Consider the following 18,148-nt stretch of genomic DNA (forward strand, 5'->3'; position numbering starts at 1 on the left):
TTTTTATTCCCGTCTACCGTGTTTGGGCGCACGGTAGACGGATTTCGGCCTAGGCCGCCATCAACTGGCGGCGCAGCAGATACAAATTGGCCAAAGCCACCAGCCAGTTCACCTGGGCTGTGTTCTTCTCCAAGCCTCGGTAGCGAGTCTTGCGAAAGCCGAACTGGCACTTGATGATCCTAAAAATGTGCTCGACACGGGCGCGGACCGACGAATATTTTCGGTTGCGCTTACGCTGGCGGCTCGACAGGTTTTTGCCGGGCTTGCGCTTGTCGTTGACGCACCAGCTCAGTCCCAGATGCCGCGAGCCTTTTTTGTAGTCGTCGCTGGTGTAGCCGGCATCGGCAAAGATGACTTGATCGTCTTCGCGGAGCAGCTTGGGTAATTCCACGATGTCAGCCGTGTTGGCCGAGGTCACCGTTACACTGTGTACGGCCCCTGAATTGACGTCGGCGCCGACGTGGATTTTCATCCCGAAATACCACTGATTGCCTTTCTTGGTTTGATGCATGGCCGGATCGCGTGCTTGATCCTGATTCTTGGTCGAGCTCGGCGCGTGAACAATCGTGGCGTCGACCATCGTACCCTTGGAGACCAACAGGCCTTGGTTTTTCAGGTGGTCGTTGACCGTCGATAGCAGCACCTCCGTCAACTTGTGCTTCTCCAGCCAGTGACGGAAGTTGAGAATCGTGGTTTCGTCCGGCAGCGCTTCGGTAACGCTACCAAAACCGGCAAAACGCCGAATGCTCTCGATTTCATACAGTGCATCTTCCACTTGTGCCCTGTGGGTATTTGTCGGTCCGAGTAGCTGAACCATTGTTGCATGCAGTAGATACGGAGCATGCGATTCAATGCCATCGGTTGCCGGCCGCGGCGACCGCTCTGCGGATAATGCGGTTCGAGTTGGGCCAACAGTAATGTCCAGGGCACCACTTGCTCCATTTCCGCCAGAAATTTTTCCCGCCGGGTTTGGCGTTTTTTGCTGGCATATTCAAGTTCGGCAAAACTGGTTTGGGTGGGGGCATTCATCGGCTTGTCTCGGTACGATCAGATGGGGGATATTATCTCATCTCCTGCGGAGGGATTTAATCAGCGCCTCCCTAGCGGCCAGTTGGTGGGTGCCGAAGCGCTGGTGCGCTGGAACCACCCACGCGACGGCCTGGTGTACCCCGGCAGGTTCATAGACATTGCCGAGCAGACCGGCCTGGTCGCCGAGTTGGGCAATTGGGTACTGCGGGAAGCCTGCACCCAAGCCGCCGTTTGGCGTACGCTCGGCTTCGGCCCGATCGTGACCGCGGTCAACGTCTCCGCGCTGCAACTACGCCGCGGCGATATGGTCGGCGTCGTCGAACACGTGCTGCGCCAAACCGGCCTGCCGCCGCACTGCCTGGAACTGGAGCTGACCGAGTCGATCCTGATCGAAAACGTCGAGCAAACCTTGGCCCAGTTAAACCAACTTAAGCAGCTCGGTATCAAATTGGCGATAGACGATTTCGGCACCGGCTATTCGAGCTTGGCGTATTTGAACAAATTCAACGTCGACCGCTTGAAGATAGACCGCTCCTTTGTCGGCCAAATCGGCAACCCGGCCAACGACGCCATCATCCACGCCATCGTGCAAATGGGCCACGCCCTCGGCCAACGCGTAATTGCCGAAGGCGTCGAGACCGCCGCCATGCGCGGCCATCTGCTGGACTGCCACTGTGACGAAGCCCAAGGCTATCTGTTTGCCAAACCGTTACCGGCCGCAGAATTTGCCAAGCTGTTGGCCGGCTATCGCCAAGAATTCGATCGTCAAACGGGTCCCGCTTAAAGCCGGCTGTATCCGATGGTTGCCGAAAGGCTGAGGCGGATTCGCTAAAGCAATCCGCCTGCCCCTTTTTCAAACCGGGAAACTATTTGTCACGCGTTTTAAACCGGTTCGCGCAACTTACCCAAAACCGCCGTATCAGGCGTAATACAGTTTGCGCAATTCCAGCATCGACTTGGCAACCAGTTCGGCGCCGTCGCTGGCGCGTTTTACTGCATAGCCGGCCTTGTCCAGCGTGATCTCTTCGCCGGCGCCGGCATAACCGACGACATTATGGGCCGTGTCCAGCTGCCTGCGGTGCAAACCGCCGAACTGGCTGTTGAAATCGGCCAGAATCCCGGCGTGCGGCGGATTCATCACCGAACTCCACCACGGCAATTGGGCGACGTCGTGACTCCAGAAATCGCCGACCGCTTCCGGCGGCAGGCAGCGTTCCACCAAGCGGTCGCCGACCACCGCGTACTGGCGGCGGCTGATTTTCCCCGGCTCTTCGCCGACGGTATCGCGGCATTCCAAAACCTCGCCGTTAACGAAACTGTCGGCCGCCGGCAGCACCCGGTTCCATTGGCCATCTAATGCGTTGTGCTCGAACATATTGCCTTTCTCCACTTACAGTTGAACGAAACCCACGGGAAGGCGCGCAGCGGCATTCCCGAACATCGACACTGCAAGCAAATTCGCGGCCAATTCTCGGTGCCGCCTACAGTGCAATCAAGGCTGCCGAGACACGTTTAAAAACAAATATTTAGCGATTATCCGTAATATAATAAAGGTATTAACCGGCCCATAATAACCCGCACCTAACCCCGTTTTGCGCGTGCGGTTCCGACAATTTGTCGGCTTTGCATTACGCGCCGATCCGGTACCGGGCGTTACGCCGCGCCGGCCGGCACAAGCAGGTCCAATCGCTGCGCGCCGCGAATTCCTTGGGCCGGCGGCGTATTCGGGTCGAATCCAACAGCGGCGGATAGGCAACGAAACCTTAAACAAGGCGGCGGTCGCTACGGCTGGTTTTCGACCATGTCTAGGCCAGACTCCGATAAAACAATTTCGATAACCCGCTAAAATTCTGTTCTTCCGATAAAGGTAGGAATAATCCGACAGGCGTTACGAATAATGAATGCTTCCATCCCAACCCATGACGATTTGGATTTTCGCTTACTGTTCGAATCGTCGCCCGACCTCTATCTGGTCTTAAATGCGAATCTGGAAATCGTCGCCGTCAGCGATGCCTATACCCGCGCCACGCTGACCCGGCGGGAAGACATCTTGGGAAAAACGATGTTCCAAATATTTCCCGACAATCCCAACGATCCGACCGCGGAAGGCCAACGCAATTTACGCGCGTCATTGCAGCGGGTGTTGCTGTCCGGCAAGCCAGACACGATGCCGGTGCAAAAATACGATATCCCCAGAGCCGACGGCGAGGGGTTCGAGGAGCGCTATTGGAGCCCGATCAATATCCCGATTCTCGGCAAGGACGGCAAGGTAGCCTATGTGCTGCATCGGGCCGAAGATTTGACCGAGTTTATCCGCGTCAAACAATTGGGCGTAGAGCAAAGCCAGCTCAACGACACTTTGCGCGCCCAGGCCGTCAGAATGGAAGTCGAGCTGTTCGCCCGCAACAAAGAGGTCGCATCCGCCAGCGCCGAGTTGAAGGCGGCTAACCAGGAATTGTCGCGCCTGTATGCCAAAACCTTGGAACTGGACGAGTTGAAGACCCGATTTTTTGCCAACGTCAGCCACGAATTTCGTACGCCGCTAAGCTTGATGCTGGGTCCGCTGGAAGAGCTATTGGCCCGCTTTGCCCCGCAAGGCCAGAGTCCTGCCGCAAGCGAATACGAGCAGCTCAGCCTGGTGCATAGAAACGCCTTGCGTTTGCTGAAATTAGTCAATTCGCTGCTCGACTTTTCCCGCATCGAAGCCGGGCGGATGGAAGCGGCTTACGAGGCGACCGATCTGGCCGCCTATACCGCCGAGCTCGCCAGCCTATTTCGATCGGCCGCCGACAAGGCAGGTCTGCGGCTTACCATCTCCTGCCCCGCCTTGCCGGAACCGGTGTATGTGGATCGGCAAATGTGGGAAAAGATCGTACTCAATCTTTTGAGCAATGCCTACAAACATACCTTTGCCGGCGAAATCGAGGTGGCGCTGCGCTGGCGCGGAACAGCGGTCGAACTGGCCGTGCGCGACACCGGCGTCGGCATTGCGCCGGATCAGCTAGGCCAGATATTCGACCGCTTCCATCGGGTGCCGAACGTGCGCTCGCGCAGCCATGAGGGCAGCGGCATCGGTCTGGCTTTAGTGCAGGAACTGGTCCGCTTGCACGGCGGCGAAGTCGGTGTAACGAGTACGCCGGGCGTCGGCAGCATTTTTTCCGTAACCATTCTTACCGGCACCGCACATTTGCCGGCGGAACAGCTCCGTCCGTCGCAAACGGCGCAAGCTCATCCGCTGGGCGCCGATTTTTTTGCCGAGGAAGCATTGCGATGGGAGCTGGGAACGGAACACGAACATGACAACGGCCAACAAACCGGAACGGACAACTCGCCGGAATTCAATTCCGCGATAAGCGCGCACATCGTGGTTGCCGACGATAACGCCGACATGCGCGGCTATGTCGCCCGGCTGTTACGAAAACAGGGCTACGCCGTTACAGCGGTTCGCGACGGCCTAGCGGCGCTAGCCGCGGTACGCCAACGCCGGCCCGATCTGGTGTTGACCGACATCATGATGCCGGGCCTGGATGGCATCGGTTTGCTGAGCGCGCTGCGCGAAGATCGGGATACCAGTACCATTCCGGTCATTTTGCTGTCGGCCCGGGCCGGAGAAGAAGAACGCATACAAGGCTTGCGCCACAATGCCGACAGCTATCTGACCAAGCCGTTCGGCGCGCGCGATTTGCTTGCGCATGTAGGAGCCTGCCTTGAAATCTCGCGGTTGCGCAACCAAGAGGCCGACCGCGAATTTCGTTCGCTGGCGGAGACGATGCCGCAAATGGTCTGGGCCACCCGGCCTGACGGCTGGAATATCTACCACAACCAACGCTGGGTGGAATATACCGGGCTTACAGTCGAAGAAAGTTACGGCCACGCCTGGATCTCCGTGTTGCACCCGCAGGATAGGCCCTACGCGTGGGAAGCCTGGCAACGCGCGACCCAGAATAACGACAGCTATTCCATTGAATGCCGCATCCGCCGGGCGGACGGCGTTTACCGCTGGTGGCTGATCCGGGGCGTGCCGCTGTTAAACGAGCAAGGCCGGATTCAAAAATGGTACGGCACCTGTACCGACATCCAAGATTTAAAAGAAGCCGAAACCGCTATTCGGGAAAGCGAAGCAAGGCTGCATTTTGCGTTGGAGATATCGAATACCGGCGCCTGGGAAGTCGATTTGGAAACGCAGGCGGTTTATCGCTCTATCGAACACGCCCGCATCTTCGGCTATACCGACACCGAGTCGGCATGGTCGACCGACAACTTTTTGGAACACGTGCTGGACGCAGACCGACCCAAGGTCGCGGCATTACTGCGGGAGGCGTTTGCCGGCGGTGGCGAAAAACAATTCGAATGCCGGATTCGCCGCACGGATGGCGAAATCCGCTGGATCATGGTCGCAGGCCGCTATCGCGTCACCAGAACCGACGGCAAAAGCCAGGTCGCCGTAGGCGTTATTCAAGACATTACCGAAACCAAGCGCGCCCAGGACGAGCTCAAGCAGCACCGCGACCAACTGGAAACGCTGGTCGCCAGCCGAACCGCCGAACTGGAACAAGCCATGGCGTTGACGGACGCCGCCAACCGGGCCAAGAGCGCCTTTCTGGCCAATATGAGCCATGAAATCCGCACGCCGATGAATGCCGTGCTGGGTTTTTGCTATCTATTGGAACAGCGCCATTTGGACGCCGAATCGCTGGCCTTGGTGCGCAAAATCCACAACGCCGGGCATACGCTACTATCCCTGATCAACGATATCCTCGACTTTTCCAAGATCGAGGCCGGGCGGCTGGAAATCGAGCGAGCGCCGTTTAGGCTAACCGAACTGCTGGACAACCTCGCCGCTATCATGGCAACAGCCGCCCATAATAAAGATTTGGAATTGGTTATCACTCCGCCCGCCGACATCGACGCGTTGGTTGGCGATGCCTTACGCCTTCAGCAAATATTGATCAACTTGCTCAGCAACGCGATCAAATTTACCGAACGCGGCGAAGTCGAGTTACGCGTTAGCGTGGAATCCACGGACAAACAACAATGTAAGCTGCGTTTTGGGGTGCGCGATACCGGCATCGGCATTACCAGCGCACAGCAGCAACTGATTTTCTCGGCTTTCGGCCAAGCCGATAGCAGCATCAGCCGCCGATTCGGCGGTACCGGCTTGGGCTTGAGCATCAGCTTGCAACTGGTGGAACTGATGGGCGGCCACCTACAAGTAAGCAGCGAAGTCGGCCAGGGCAGCGAATTCTGGTTCGTGCTGCCGTTGCAGCGCGACCAACGCGTGGAACGCCGGCCTACCGAACTGGCCCGGCTCGAACTGCTGATCGCGGATGACTGCGCCAGCGTGCGCGAGGCACTGGCCGTTGTCGCCAACTCCCTGGGCTGGCTGGCCGATACCGCCGCTTCCGGCGAGGCTGCCCTGATGCAAGCGCTAACCAGGCTGAACGGCAAACGTTTTTACGATGCTATCGTGTTGGATTGGAAAATGCCGGGGCTGGGCGGACTGAATGCCGCCAAGGCCATACGGCAAGCGTTGAAGGACAAACGCCGAGACATCGACCCGCCGATACTGCTCATGGTCGCCGCCCATTTGCGCGAAGACCTATTGGCCCAACCGGGTATCGCGGAAGTGGCCAAGGTAATCAGCAAGCCGATTACCGCCTCAACGCTGTATTCCGCCGTCGCCGACTCGCTGCACCAAGCTGGGCCGGGAGGTTTGCTGCCGGCCCCGACGCCTATCGCCGCCGGCAAGCGCCGCATTCCGGGCGTACGCGTGCTGGTGGTGGACGATAGCGACATTAACCGGGAAGTAGCCAAAGGCGTCCTGGAAGCGGATGGCGCGCTGGTCGCTACGGCCTGCGACGGCCAGGACGCGCTGGAATGGCTAAAAGCCCATCCCGATGCGGTGGATATCGTATTGATGGACCTGCAAATGCCGCGCCTGGACGGCTATGCCGCCACGCGCTTTATCCGCGAGGATAAACGCTGGCGGGAGCTACCCATCGTCGCGCTGACCGCCGGCGCCTTCCAGGAATTGCGCGATGCGGCGCAGGAATCCGGCATGAGCGATTTTATCGCCAAGCCATTCAACGTGGCGCAGATGATGGAAACCATCCAGCGCTGGACCGGATGCGTAGCCGAGAAGACCAATTCGGACGCTAGCGGCGCAAGCGCAACCATAGGCTCAGCAAGCGCATCGCCGCCGGTGCCGGCGGCCGGTGCTGGCGAACCCGAGTTGCCGGCTATCGATCTGCCGGCCGCGCGCGGCCTATGGGGCCAGCTCGACGTCTACCGCACTTATCTGGATAAATTCGTCGCCGCTTATGCGCAGTGCGGATCGGCCATTGCCGACGCCTGCGGCGAAGGCGACCTGAAAGCCGCCGCGGCTCTGGCGCATAAATTGAGCGGCTTGGCCGGAACCTTACGGCTGCACCAGGTTGCGGAATTGGCATGCAAACTAGAAATGCGCTTGAATGCGGGCGAAGCGGGCTTTAAACTGGCGGCAGACCTGCAAACCGCGATCGACCGGGTATGTGCGGCGGTCGCCGCCTGGCAACAAGCCGACCATCCCGGCGCCGTGCCGGAGCCGGTTGCCGCGCCACTCGGGGACAGCTTGCCTACGTTGTTCGCGGGCATGCTGGAAGCGCTGGACCGTAACGATCCCGATGCCGCCGAAATCTGGCTGGGCCGGCTGCGGCGGCATTCGAATCCTATCCATCTGGCGGAGTTGGACGCGCTACTGGCCGATTTCGATTTCCGCGGGGCGGAAGCTGCCGTGCGTAGCCTGATGCAGCGCCTGAATTTCTCGATACCGGAGTAAGCCATGCCTTACGGTCCCATCCTCATCGTAGACGATGAGCCCACCAATTTGGCGATCCTGCACCAAATACTCAAAGACGAGCATAGGCTGATGCTGGCCCGAAACGGGTTAGAAGCGCTGGAGTTGGCGGGCAAGCACCATCCCAGTCTGGTCCTGCTCGATATCCAGATGCCGGACATGGACGGCTATGCGGTCTGCCGCGCCCTAAAAGCCAATCCGGCCACCGAAGCCATCCCGGTGATTTTCATCACCACACTGTCCGAATTGGAAAAAGAAGAAGCCGGCTTCGACGCAGGCTGCGTCGATTATTTGATCAAACCGGTTTACCCCCGGATCGTGCGGGCGCGGGTGCGGACCCACCTATCGCTGGTGCAGACCAAACTGTTGGAGAGAACGTACGGCGAAGCCATCGCCATGCTCGGTAAAGCCGGCCATTACAACGACAGCGATACCGGCCTCCATATCTGGCGCATCGCCGCCTACGCCCGGCATCTGGCCGAGACGATCGGTTGGTCCAAGGAGGATTGCGTTCTGCTGGAACAAGCCGCCCCCATGCACGACACCGGAAAAATCGGCATTCCCGACTCGGTGTTGCGTAAACCCGGCCAACTGGATGCCGACGAATGGGCGATTATGCGCACCCATTGCCGGATAGGCTACGAAATCCTGTCCACCAGCGACGCACCGGTATTCGTATTGGCCGCCGAGGTTGCGCTGCGCCACCACGAGAAGTGGGACGGCAGCGGTTATCCCGATGGTTTGAGTGGCGAAGCCATTCCCGAATCGGCGCGCATCGTCGCGCTGGTCGACGTGTTCGACGCACTGACCATGAAACGCCCTTACAAGGATGCTTGGCCGTTGGAACAAGCCCTGGAAACCCTGCGCAACGGCGCGGGACGCCATTTCGACCCCACAATGGTCGCCGCATTCGAAACCTGCCTGCCGCGTATTCTGGAAATCAAGGCCGATTGGGACAGTCGCGAAGCGCAGCAAGGCGCCTGATGCCGCCGCCAAGGTCGAATTTGCGTGTTTGCTAATCGGCCTAATCGGCACCGCCACTGCGCCCCCTCCGATAACCGCAAATAAGGAAATCCAAGCCTAACTATTCCGCATCCGTCAAAAAACAGGTGGAAGCTAACCTCCGTATTCATACCCTGGCCGCCGCTCGCCAAGTTGTGGTTATAATCCGCCATGCCTTTATCTGCCGCCTTTACCCAACTATGCCTGGACTTGCTCGGCGCCGCCAACGTCGTTACCGAGCCCGAGCGCTTGCGGGTTTACGAATGCGACGGCCTGGCAGCCTACCGGACGCCGCCGGACTTGGTGGCCTTGCCGGAAACGGCCGAACAAGTCTTAGGCTTGATGCGCTTATGCCGCGAGCACCGGGTGCCGGTGGTACCGCGCGGCGCCGGCACCGGTCTGGCGGCCGGGGCAATGCCGGTGGCTGGCGGCATCGTGGTCGGGCTGAGCAAGATGAGCCGCATCCTGGCGCTGGATCCGCTGAACCGCACCGCCACCGTACAACCCGGCGTCAGAAACCTGGCCATTTCCGAAGCCGCCAAAGCGCACGGCCTGTTTTACGCGCCGGACCCGTCGTCGCAAATCGCCTGCAGTATCGGCGGCAACATCGCCGAAAATGCCGGCGGCGTGCACTGCCTGAAATACGGCCTGACCGTGCACAACGTGTTGCAGGTGAAATTGGCGACGATAGACGGCGAACTGCTGACGCTGGGCGGCCCCGGCCTCGACGCGCCGGGCTACGACCTGTTGGCGCTGGCAATCGGTTCGGAAGGTTTGCTGGGTATCGTGGTCGAGGCCACGGTCCGGCTGCTGCCGTTGCCGCCGGCGACGCGGGTGCTGCTGGCGGCGTTTCCCAGCGTCGAACAGGCCGGCGCCGCGGTGGCGGCCGTGATCAGCTCCGGCCTGCTGCCGGCCGGGCTGGAACTGATGGACAATCCGGCCATCCGCGCCACCGACGCCTTCGTTCATGCCGGCTACCCGCTCGACGCTGCGGCGTTGCTGCTGTGCGAATTGGACGGTTTGCCGGAACAAGTGGCAGCCGACAGCGAGCGCGCCGTCGCGGTATTGGCCGCTGCCGGCGCCAGCGAAATCCGGATCGCCGACGACGCAGACCAGCGCAAACGCTTCTGGGCCGGACGCAAGGCCGCGTTTCCGGCGGTCGGCCGCATCGCCAGCGATTACTACTGCATGGACGGCACGATTCCGCGCAAACACTTGGCCCAGGTATTGCGCCGAATTTCCGAGATGTCGGCCGAATTCGGCCTGGCGGTGGTCAACGTATTCCACGCCGGCGACGGCAATTTGCATCCGTTGATTTTGTACGACAGCGGCAGCGACGGCGAATTTGCCAAAGCCGAGGCCTTCGGCGGCAAAATTCTGGAACTGTGCGTCGCGGTCGGCGGCACCATTACCGGCGAACACGGCGTCGGCAGCGAAAAAATCCCGTATATGTGCGTGCAGTTCGGCGCCGGCGAGTTGCAGCAATTCCTGCGTTTGAAACAGGCTTTCGATCCTGACGGCCTGCTCAATCCGGGCAAGGCGGTACCGACCTTGCACCGCTGCGCCGAGCTGGGCCGGATGCATGTCCACCGCGGCGAACTGCCGCACCCGGAACTGGAGCGGTTCTGATGGCCGCCGACTTGAGCGCCGAGTTGCGGGAACATATCGAGCAGGCGGCAGCGAGCCGCGCAACGCTGCGCATCGTCGGCGGCAATAGCAAAGCCTTTTATTCCCAGACGGCGGCAGACGCCGAAACGCTGGCAGTGGCCGGACACGTCGGCATCGTCGATTACGAACCCAGCGAATTGGTAGTCACGGTCCGCGCCGGCACCCGTCTGGCCGAATTGGAAGCCGTGCTGGCCGAACACGGCCAAATGCTCGGCTTCGAGCCGCCGCATTTCGGCGCTACGGCTAGCGTCGGCGGTACGCTGGCTTGCGCATTTTCCGGCCCGCGCCGGCCCTTCGCCGGCAGCGCCCGCGATTTCGTGCTGGGCTGCAAAATCGTCAACGGTCTCGGCGAGGAGCTGAATTTCGGCGGCCAAGTCATCAAAAACGTGGCCGGTTTCGACGTGTCGCGGTTGATGGTCGGCGCCCGCGGCAGCCTGGGCCTGCTGTTGCAGTGTTCGCTGCGGGTATTGCCCAGGCCGGAAACCGAAGCGACCGTGGCTTTTCCGATTGCCGAGCCGGCCGCCGCCATCGAATTCATGAACCGTCTGGCCGGCCGGCCCTGGCCGTTGTCGGCGCTGGCCTACGACGGGGTATCGGTCAGGGCCAGATTGTCCGGTGCCGCAGCGGCGGTACGCGCTGCGGCCGCCAACATCGGCGGCGAGTTCGACCTTGGCGGCGACTCATTCTGGCAAGACCTGCGCGAACAACGCTTGCCGTTTTTTCAGCGCCCCGGCAATTTGTGGCGGGTTACTACCGCGCTGGCCGCGACCCAGCCCGAGCTAGCCGGCGCTTGGCTGATCGATTGGGGCGGCGCCCAACGTTGGCTGAAAACTGCCGAATCGGCCGATTCGGTGCATCGCGCCTGCGCCGCATCCGCGGCGCGAGCGACGCTGTTTCGCGGCGACGGCAGCCCCAACCGAGCGCCGCTAACGCCGGAATTGGCCGCGTTGCAACAGCGGGTGCGCGATGCCTTCGATCCGCTCGGCGTGTTCGCCACTTATCCGGACTAAGCCGATGCAAACCCAAATCGATCCGAGCCTGACCGGCCATCCCGACATCGCCTCCGCCCAAGCCGCGCTGCAGCGCTGCGTGCATTGCGGTTTTTGCAATGCCGCCTGCCCGACTTACCGTTTGCAAGGCGACGAATTGGACGGGCCCCGCGGCCGGATTTATCTGATCAAACAACTGCTGGAGGGCCAAGCCGCCACCGCATCCACCCAACACCATCTGGACCGTTGCCTAAGCTGCCGCGCCTGCGAATCGGCCTGTCCCTCCGGCGTCGAATACGGCCGCTTGCTCGACGCGGGCCGGGCAGTCGCCGCCGGCCAACTGCGCCGGCCGTGGCGGCAACGCTGGCTACGCCGGGCCTTGCTGACGATACTGCCCTACCCGCGCCGGCTGGCGCCGCTGGCCGCACTGGCGCGGCTGGCGAAGCCGCTGTTACCTGCCGTATTGCAGGCCAAAATCCCGGCCAAGCCGGCGCCGGAAACCTGGCCGCCGTTACGCCACCGGCGGCGGATGCTGATGTTGCAAGGCTGTGTGCAGCCGGCGCTGGCGCCGGGCATCAATGCCGCAGCGGCGCGGGTGCTGGACCGGCTCGGCATCAGCGTTATCCAAGGCCAAAGCGGGTGTTGCGGCGCGTTGGCCCACCATCTGGACCAGCGCGACGCGGCGCTGGACGCGGTTCGGCAAAGGATCGACGCTTGGTGGCCGGCGTTGCAGGCCGGGGCGGAAGCCATCGTTATCACCGCCAGCGGCTGCGGGACCATGGTCAAAGACTACGCTTATCTTTTGCGCGACGACCCGGACTATGCCGACAAGGCCGCGCGAGTTTCAGCCGCAGCCAAGGATATTGCCGAAATCGTCCAAGCCGAGGACACGGCCAAATTGGCGGCCACGCCGCGCAAAATCGCGTTTCAGGCGCCTTGCAGCCTGCAACACGGCCAGCCGTTGGCCGGCGTCGTCGAAAGCCTGCTGGCCGGCCTGGGTTTCGAATTGGCGCCAGTAGCCGATGCCGGTTTATGCTGCGGTTCTGCCGGCAGCTACTCGCTGTTGCAACCGGAACTGTCCAACCGCCTGCGCCAGGCCAAATTGCTGGCGCTGCAAGCCGAGCAACCGGAGTTGATCGCCACCGCCAACATCGGCTGTCTGCTGCATCTGCGGGAAACCGGACAAGTGCCGGTGCGGCACTGGATTGAATTGCTGGACGGCCCGAATCGGTAACGTCTCGACGTCAAGATAGCGCCTGTATTGCCTGGCTAACCACCGGACATATAGAGATAGAGGCGCAGATGAGGGGTATTAGCCAAAGCCGAATTTCACCGGATTGCCCGGCCGGAGACGGGTGCAGTACCAGCTAACCGGAAAGCTAAAGCTTGGTTTAACACCTAAAACCAGCCGGTGCCGCCATCGCTAAGCAGTAACGAACTCAGGAGCAGTCTTTGCCGGGAAGGCCTAACCCAAACATTCAAAAGGGAGATTCCTATGAACAACAAACTATCCGTCGCCGCCCTGTTGCTGCTTGCCGCAGTCGGCGTAGGCCGCACCGAGGCCGCCAATTTTTCCAGCGTTTACGCCTTCGGCGATTCGTTGTCCGACAGCGGTAAAAGCAGCTCGTCGGTTTGGAGCATTTACAATTTTCTGAACGGTTATCCGGGGCCGGTCAACCCGAACGGCAATTGCGACGCCAGCCATCCTTGTCCGCCCTATTTCGAAGGCCGCTATTCCAACGGCCCGGCTACTGTGGAGCGGATTGCGAATGCGCTGTTGCCCGGCGGCGCCAACGCCGGCAATTTTTTCAATTACTCGGTAGCCGGCGCCACCAGCGGCATCGGTAACTTCGGCGACGGCGGCTCGCAGTCAGCCCCCGGCGGTTTCGCGCTACCCGGCATGGCCCAGCAAATCGGTTTTTATCTGAATAGCGCCACGCCGACCGCAAATGCGCTGTATTTCGTCTGGGGCGGCGCCAACGACTATCTGACCGACGTCTACATCCCGTTGGCACAGCAACCGAGCCTCGATGCCAGCGCGGTTGCCAGAAGCGCGGCGCAAACCGCCGCAACCAATATTGCCGGTTACGTCGGCGCTTTAGCCGGATTCGGCGCGGAAACCATTCTGGTGCCTAACCTGCCCGATTTGGGCTTGACGCCGTTCGTTGTCGGCCAAGGCCAGGACGTGATCGACCCGGCGCGGGAATATTCGCTGACCTTCAACCAAACCCTGGCCAGTCTATTGGGTCTGGTCGACAACAAGTTCGCCGCCACCGATATCGTCGAATTCGACTCGTTCGGTTTATTCAACGCTATCGTCGCCAATCCGGCCGGATTCGGCTTCGGCGATGCGGTCAGCGCCTGCGTTGCCCTGCCCGACGCTTGCGCCGATCCGGATAATCACGTGTTCTGGGACGACTTCCATCCGACGGCGGCAATGCACGCGCTGGTCGCCGACGCCATGGTCAGCCAGGTGCCGTTACCGGCAGCGGTCTGGCTGTTCGCCGCCGGCTTGTTGACGCTGTTCGGACGCAGACCGTTTGCCGCCTCGGCAACCCGCGCTGCGTAAACTGTGGTTGGTTGCGAGCGCGGCCGACACGGCAACGACGGTGGCTATCGATCGGACTGCGTTGGTTTTAATTGCTCGCTTTGGATTTATCGCGTGTTCCAGCATATGGCAGGAAAAACGCGTAGCGAAAAATGCCGCAGGCATGGCTTTTGTCTCCTTACACCGCCCCGAGCATCGCAGCCTTTGGCGAGAATAAGCCCGCATGGGGCACGGCAAGAAGGCCGCGCATTTTCGGAGGGCTAAGACAGCCCTTCCGAAAACCCTCGCCAAAACCGAGAAATTTGCCTGGAGCAAATTTGAACAGCCAAAAGGCTGGCCCGCAGGGCGGAAACCAGGAATGGTTTTCTAGAAGCGCAGGATCAATGCGGTGTGGAGCGGCCTTTTCTTTGGCTTCTTTCTTTTCGACTGCATGGATGCTGGAGCAATTGCCGAGGCCGGACAAAAGCAAGAAACTCGGCTGTCGGTCCGAAATGTCGGATGACCTATTAATGAAATAGGTGCCACGTTAGTGAAAACCTAATGACACAAATTATGAAAAATTTGGGCAGGTAGTATGGATACACAAACGTGTATCCATCTGCTAAGATTTCGACATGTCTATTAAAGATTCAGGAATGCGCATACGGGTGGAAAAGGAACTGCGCGATGCGTTCGTAGCGGCTTGCCGCGAACAAGATCGCGTTGCGGCGGATGTTCTGCGCGAATTTATGAGAGTGTTCGTTGACAAACAACAAGGCCAAGTGGATTTATTCGTAGAAGTGGCGCGAAGACCAAAGTGAAAATTCGGACTGAATTAGAACTAATCGCTGCCTGTGTCGGGCTACTTGATGACCGCACCAATCTATCTGGCGTAGAGCGAAAAATAATACGGTTTGTTTCGGCCAAAAGTTTACCTGCGCATGATATTGACTCGATTCGCGAGTCGATTTTGCAAGGAAACGATCCCCTCGGCGAAGCCTTTTCAATAATCCGGCCCGCGCACCATCGTCGCAGTATCGGTGCCGTCTATACCCCCTCGCCCATCATCCACTCCATGATGGCGTGGTTAAAAGAACAAGGAATACCCACTCGTATCGTCGACCCTGGGGCCGGGTCCGGCCGCTTCATCATTGCATCGGGTGAAACGTTTCCAAATGCCCAACTCATCGCCATTGAAATAGATCCTCTGGCGGCGTTAATGCTAAGGGCTAATTTAGCGGTGCGCGGCTGGACGGCAAGAGCCACCGTATTGGTTAAAGACTACCGTACCGTGAAACTTCCCCGTTGTGCCGGTGTAACGGCTTTTATCGGTAATCCTCCTTACGTTCGCCACCACCAGATTGCCGAGGACTGGAAGTCTTGGTACACATCGCGTTTCGCGGAATTCGGCATTAAGGCCAGCGCCCTGGCGGGACTACATTTACACTTTTTCTTGCAAACGCGCTTATTGGCTAAGCCCGGTGATCTGGGCGCATTGATTACTTCTGCCGAGTGGTTAGATGTGAATTACGGCTCGGCTTTGCGCCGGCTTCTGCTTAGCGAATTGGGTGGTGTCGCAATTCATGTTTTGGAGCCCAAGGTCGAGGCATTTCCTGGAACAGCAACAACAGCCGCAATTACTTGTTTTCGTGTTGGCGAAAAAGAGATACCGGTAAGGGTTCGCTCGGTCGACGAACTCTCCAGTTTGAATGGCTTGAACAAAGGCGAGGATGTCGAGCGCGAGCAATTGAGAGCGGCGCCGCGTTGGTCAATCGTCGTTCGGCCGACCGGTCATTCTCAGACTGGCGGGAGCGAACTCGGCGAACTGTTTAGGGTGCATCGCGGCCAGGTCACCGGCGCAAACGGCATCTGGATTGCCGGCGAACGCGCGGAACGTTTGCCGGAGCGCGTTAAACTCGCCGCAGTCACTAAAGCCAAGGATTTAATCGACGCCGGCCAACGTTTACAGTCCACCGCCCAACTGCGTCGCGTCATTGATTTACCGGCCGAACTGGACGATTTCACCGAAGAAGAGCGTCGGTGCATCGATCAATTTCTTTCTTGGGCAAAAACCCAGGGTGCAGACCAAGGTTATATTGCCCAACACCGCAAAGCCTGGTGGTCGGTCGGCCTTAAGGCCCCGGCACCCATCCTCTGCACTTATATGGCCCGGCGACCGCCACAATTTACCATTAACTTGTGCGAAGCCAGACATATCAACATTGCGCATGGCTTGTATCCGCGCGAGCCACTGCCGGAAAACGTGATTGCAAATCTGGTTGTTTGGCTCAATAACAACATCCATACCGGTAGCGGTAGAACATATGCCGGTGGCTTAACCAAGTTCGAACCGAAAGAAATCGAGCGCCTACGGATCCCAAACCTGGAAACGTTTTTTGCATGACGAATGCACCGCCACAATGGACAGAGGAAGAACTTGCCGAAGACTCTTCCATTGCCGCCGCGCAATTCCGCTCGGAGCGATTGGCGGTATCAGATTCATGGGACAACCACTACCATCAAGCAAGAGGCAAGTTCGAGCTACTTTTCGACAAGCTTGGGAATCTCGATCCCAGCGCAATTACTGATGCCAATCTGGCAGACGCCTATCACCTCGGACTCGGCGAAGCATTACGCTATCTAGCCGGCCCACCAATTTCAGACGACGATCTGAGGGTTATTGCCGATGTTGACTCTCTTGCGCCTGGAGTGCTGCGGAAAGACCCTGATGCGCTACGCAAAGTTTTCGATGTTATCTCACGCGTCATTGATCCTCATCGTTTTCCCTGGATCAAAGCGAATAGGACACCAAATGACCAAGAGCGTGAGGCGGCGTTGTTAGCGTCAGCGGTTCTTCTGGCCGCGCAACGCATAGCGACCGAACGGCGAAATGAAGGCAAGGATAATCAGGAAACCAAAGTAAAAGATTACCTACGCGGACTCGGCTTCGTTGAAGTACCACCCGTGGCTATCAACACAATAGTCAAAGGACCGCAAGCCATGCAATTTTGTGCGGAGTGCCTGCTTGGCGAACGCAAAGCAGACGTGGTCGTGAGATTGCACGACACACGGCTGATGGCTATTGAATGCAAGGTATCGAATAGCGCGACCAACAGTGTCAAACGCCTAAACAACGATGCCGCTGTCAAGGCTGAATATTGGATTAAGCAATTCGGTATCGCGCAGGTCGTGCCCTCTGCCGTTCTTGCTGGCGTATTTAAGGTTCTAAACCTCGAACAAGCCCAAGAACGCGGTCTATCTCTATTTTGGTCACATGATTTAGAGAAACTGGGCACATTCATCGATTCGACTCGATAGCTCGCGTAGTGATTTGCCTTCATATTTAGGCGGGCAAACCATGGTATTCGTGCCCGACTTCGGCACCGATCAAAATGCTTGGCATAAAATCGTGCCGGCATTCGCCGACGCCTACCGCATCGTGTTACTGGACCATCTCGGCTCGGGCGCGACAGATAGCTCGGCGCTTGCGCTATGCCATTATCTGAATTTACAACCCTATGCCGACGACTTGGCCGACGTGTTGGCGCATCTCGACGTTAGCGGCACCGTCCTGGTCGGCCATTCGATGTGAGCCATCGTCGGCGTGCTGGCCGCGCTGCAAGCGCCGCAGCGAATTACGAAATTAGTCCTGCTCGGCGCCAGCCCGCGCTATTTGAACGACGGCGGTTACATCGGCGGTTTCGCCAAAAAGACATCGACGAGATTTACGCCGCAACCACGCAAAGCTATCCCGACTGGCTGGCAAGCTTCGCTTCCGCCGCGATGGCCAATCCGGACCGGCCCGAACTCGGCCGTTATTTCACCGATTGCCTGAACGCTTACCCGCCGGAGCGGTTGTTAACCGTGCTGTGTTCGGTACTGCAGACCGATTACCGGCAGGAAATCGGCCAACTCGACATCCCTACCCTGATCCTACAATCCCGCAACGACCTATTCGTGCCGCTGGCGACCGCCGAATATCTGCGAAGCCAAATCAAGCACAGCGTGTTGCAGCTTATCGACGCCGACGGCCACTTCCCGCACCTCAGCGCGGCGCAACAGGTGATCGGCGCGATGCGCAGCTTTCTCGGCTAGCCG

General features: G+C 59.3%; 14 protein-coding genes and 1 pseudogene. 12 read left to right on the forward strand and 3 right to left on the reverse strand.

The window, feature by feature from the left end; genetic code table 11:
* Positions 1-49: 49 nt before the first annotated feature.
* Positions 50-1,029: pseudogene (locus tag VXJ35_RS14310) on the reverse strand (IS5 family transposase).
* Positions 1,030-1,051: 22 nt separating this feature from the next.
* Here VXJ35_RS14310 and VXJ35_RS14315 point away from each other — a divergent pair.
* Entirely contained in the window at positions 1,052-1,813 is a 762-nt protein-coding gene (locus VXJ35_RS14315) for a bifunctional diguanylate cyclase/phosphodiesterase (protein WP_082880932.1), read from the forward strand.
* Positions 1,814-1,948: 135 nt separating this feature from the next.
* On the opposite strand, the gene VXJ35_RS14320 is transcribed toward VXJ35_RS14315, so the two are convergent.
* On the reverse strand, positions 1,949-2,404 hold the full coding sequence (locus tag VXJ35_RS14320) for a hypothetical protein (protein WP_064023525.1): 456 nt from the start codon (positions 2,402-2,404) through the stop codon (positions 1,949-1,951).
* Between the two features lie 522 nt (positions 2,405-2,926).
* Here VXJ35_RS14320 and VXJ35_RS14325 point away from each other — a divergent pair.
* The 6 genes from VXJ35_RS14325 to VXJ35_RS14350 all read left to right on the forward strand — a co-directional run bounded on the left by VXJ35_RS14325 (position 2,927) and on the right by VXJ35_RS14350 (position 14,092).
* Complete coding sequence (locus VXJ35_RS14325) at positions 2,927-7,846, forward strand: response regulator (protein ID WP_064022085.1); 4,920 nt, start codon at positions 2,927-2,929, stop codon at positions 7,844-7,846.
* A 3-nt stretch (positions 7,847-7,849) separates the two neighbouring features.
* Positions 7,850-8,848 carry an HD-GYP domain-containing protein gene (locus tag VXJ35_RS14330; RefSeq protein ID WP_064022086.1) on the forward strand — a complete coding sequence of 333 codons (999 nt, stop codon included), beginning with the start codon at positions 7,850-7,852 and terminating at the stop codon, positions 8,846-8,848.
* Between the two features lie 189 nt (positions 8,849-9,037).
* Positions 9,038-10,495 carry an FAD-linked oxidase C-terminal domain-containing protein gene (locus VXJ35_RS14335; protein ID WP_064022087.1) on the forward strand — a complete coding sequence of 486 codons (1,458 nt, stop codon included), beginning with the start codon at positions 9,038-9,040 and terminating at the stop codon, positions 10,493-10,495.
* Complete coding sequence (gene glcE / locus VXJ35_RS14340) at positions 10,495-11,544, forward strand: glycolate oxidase subunit GlcE (RefSeq protein ID WP_064022088.1); 1,050 nt, start codon at positions 10,495-10,497, stop codon at positions 11,542-11,544. Before VXJ35_RS14335 ends, glcE begins: the two co-directional genes overlap by 1 nt.
* Positions 11,545-11,548: 4 nt before the next feature.
* Entirely contained in the window at positions 11,549-12,757 is a 1,209-nt protein-coding gene (glcF, locus tag VXJ35_RS14345) for a glycolate oxidase subunit GlcF (RefSeq protein ID WP_064022089.1), read from the forward strand.
* A gap of 261 nt (positions 12,758-13,018) precedes the next feature.
* Positions 13,019-14,092 carry an SGNH/GDSL hydrolase family protein gene (locus VXJ35_RS14350; RefSeq protein WP_064022090.1) on the forward strand — a complete coding sequence of 358 codons (1,074 nt, stop codon included), beginning with the start codon at positions 13,019-13,021 and terminating at the stop codon, positions 14,090-14,092.
* A gap of 157 nt (positions 14,093-14,249) precedes the next feature.
* Here the strand turns inward: VXJ35_RS14350 and VXJ35_RS14355 are convergent, their stop codons facing one another.
* The gene (locus VXJ35_RS14355; RefSeq protein ID WP_064022091.1) at positions 14,250-14,540 is read right to left on the reverse strand and encodes a hypothetical protein; all 291 of its coding nucleotides are present in this window, start codon (positions 14,538-14,540) and stop codon (positions 14,250-14,252) included.
* A 145-nt stretch (positions 14,541-14,685) separates the two neighbouring features.
* On the opposite strand from VXJ35_RS14355, the gene VXJ35_RS14360 reads away from it, so the two are divergent.
* The 5 genes from VXJ35_RS14360 to VXJ35_RS14380 are packed head-to-tail and all read left to right on the forward strand — an operon-like array spanning position 14,686 to position 18,145.
* Positions 14,686-14,871, forward strand: coding sequence for a hypothetical protein (locus tag VXJ35_RS14360; protein WP_064022092.1), 186 nt, complete (start codon positions 14,686-14,688; stop codon positions 14,869-14,871).
* Positions 14,868-16,454: an Eco57I restriction-modification methylase domain-containing protein gene (locus tag VXJ35_RS14365; protein ID WP_064022093.1), complete on the forward strand. Its 1,587-nt coding sequence runs from the start codon at positions 14,868-14,870 to the stop codon at positions 16,452-16,454. Before VXJ35_RS14360 ends, VXJ35_RS14365 begins: the two co-directional genes overlap by 4 nt.
* Positions 16,451-17,368 carry a XamI family restriction endonuclease gene (locus VXJ35_RS14370; RefSeq protein WP_064022094.1) on the forward strand — a complete coding sequence of 306 codons (918 nt, stop codon included), beginning with the start codon at positions 16,451-16,453 and terminating at the stop codon, positions 17,366-17,368. The genes VXJ35_RS14365 and VXJ35_RS14370 overlap by 4 nt, the downstream gene beginning before the upstream one ends.
* A 40-nt stretch (positions 17,369-17,408) precedes the next feature.
* On the forward strand, positions 17,409-17,642 hold the full coding sequence (locus VXJ35_RS14375) for an alpha/beta fold hydrolase (protein ID WP_082880933.1): 234 nt from the start codon (positions 17,409-17,411) through the stop codon (positions 17,640-17,642).
* Complete coding sequence (locus tag VXJ35_RS14380) at positions 17,639-18,145, forward strand: alpha/beta fold hydrolase (RefSeq protein WP_082880934.1); 507 nt, start codon at positions 17,639-17,641, stop codon at positions 18,143-18,145. Before VXJ35_RS14375 ends, VXJ35_RS14380 begins: the two co-directional genes overlap by 4 nt.
* Positions 18,146-18,148: the final 3 nt, after the last annotated feature.

This window comes from Methylomonas sp. DH-1, from assembly GCF_046097555.1.
In the GTDB taxonomy this organism is placed as follows: Bacteria; Pseudomonadota; Gammaproteobacteria; order Methylococcales; family Methylomonadaceae; genus Methylomonas; species Methylomonas koyamae.

Bases quoted from the DNA above. Each gene is read 5' to 3' on its own strand.
- VXJ35_RS14315 (WP_082880932.1), top strand. From the start codon at position 1,052: ATGGGGGATATTATCTCATCTCCTGCGGAGGGATTTAATCAGCGCCTC.
- VXJ35_RS14320 (WP_064023525.1), bottom strand. From the start codon at position 2,404: ATGTTCGAGCACAACGCATTAGATGGCCAATGGAACCGGGTGCTGCCG.
- VXJ35_RS14325 (WP_064022085.1), top strand. From the start codon at position 2,927: ATGAATGCTTCCATCCCAACCCATGACGATTTGGATTTTCGCTTACTG.
- VXJ35_RS14330 (WP_064022086.1), top strand. From the start codon at position 7,850: ATGCCTTACGGTCCCATCCTCATCGTAGACGATGAGCCCACCAATTTG.
- VXJ35_RS14335 (WP_064022087.1), top strand. From the start codon at position 9,038: ATGCCTTTATCTGCCGCCTTTACCCAACTATGCCTGGACTTGCTCGGC.
- glcE (WP_064022088.1), top strand. From the start codon at position 10,495: ATGGCCGCCGACTTGAGCGCCGAGTTGCGGGAACATATCGAGCAGGCG.
- glcF (WP_064022089.1), top strand. From the start codon at position 11,549: ATGCAAACCCAAATCGATCCGAGCCTGACCGGCCATCCCGACATCGCC.
- VXJ35_RS14350 (WP_064022090.1), top strand. From the start codon at position 13,019: ATGAACAACAAACTATCCGTCGCCGCCCTGTTGCTGCTTGCCGCAGTC.
- VXJ35_RS14360 (WP_064022092.1), top strand. From the start codon at position 14,686: ATGTCTATTAAAGATTCAGGAATGCGCATACGGGTGGAAAAGGAACTG.
- VXJ35_RS14370 (WP_064022094.1), top strand. From the start codon at position 16,451: ATGACGAATGCACCGCCACAATGGACAGAGGAAGAACTTGCCGAAGAC.
- VXJ35_RS14375 (WP_082880933.1), top strand. From the start codon at position 17,409: ATGGTATTCGTGCCCGACTTCGGCACCGATCAAAATGCTTGGCATAAA.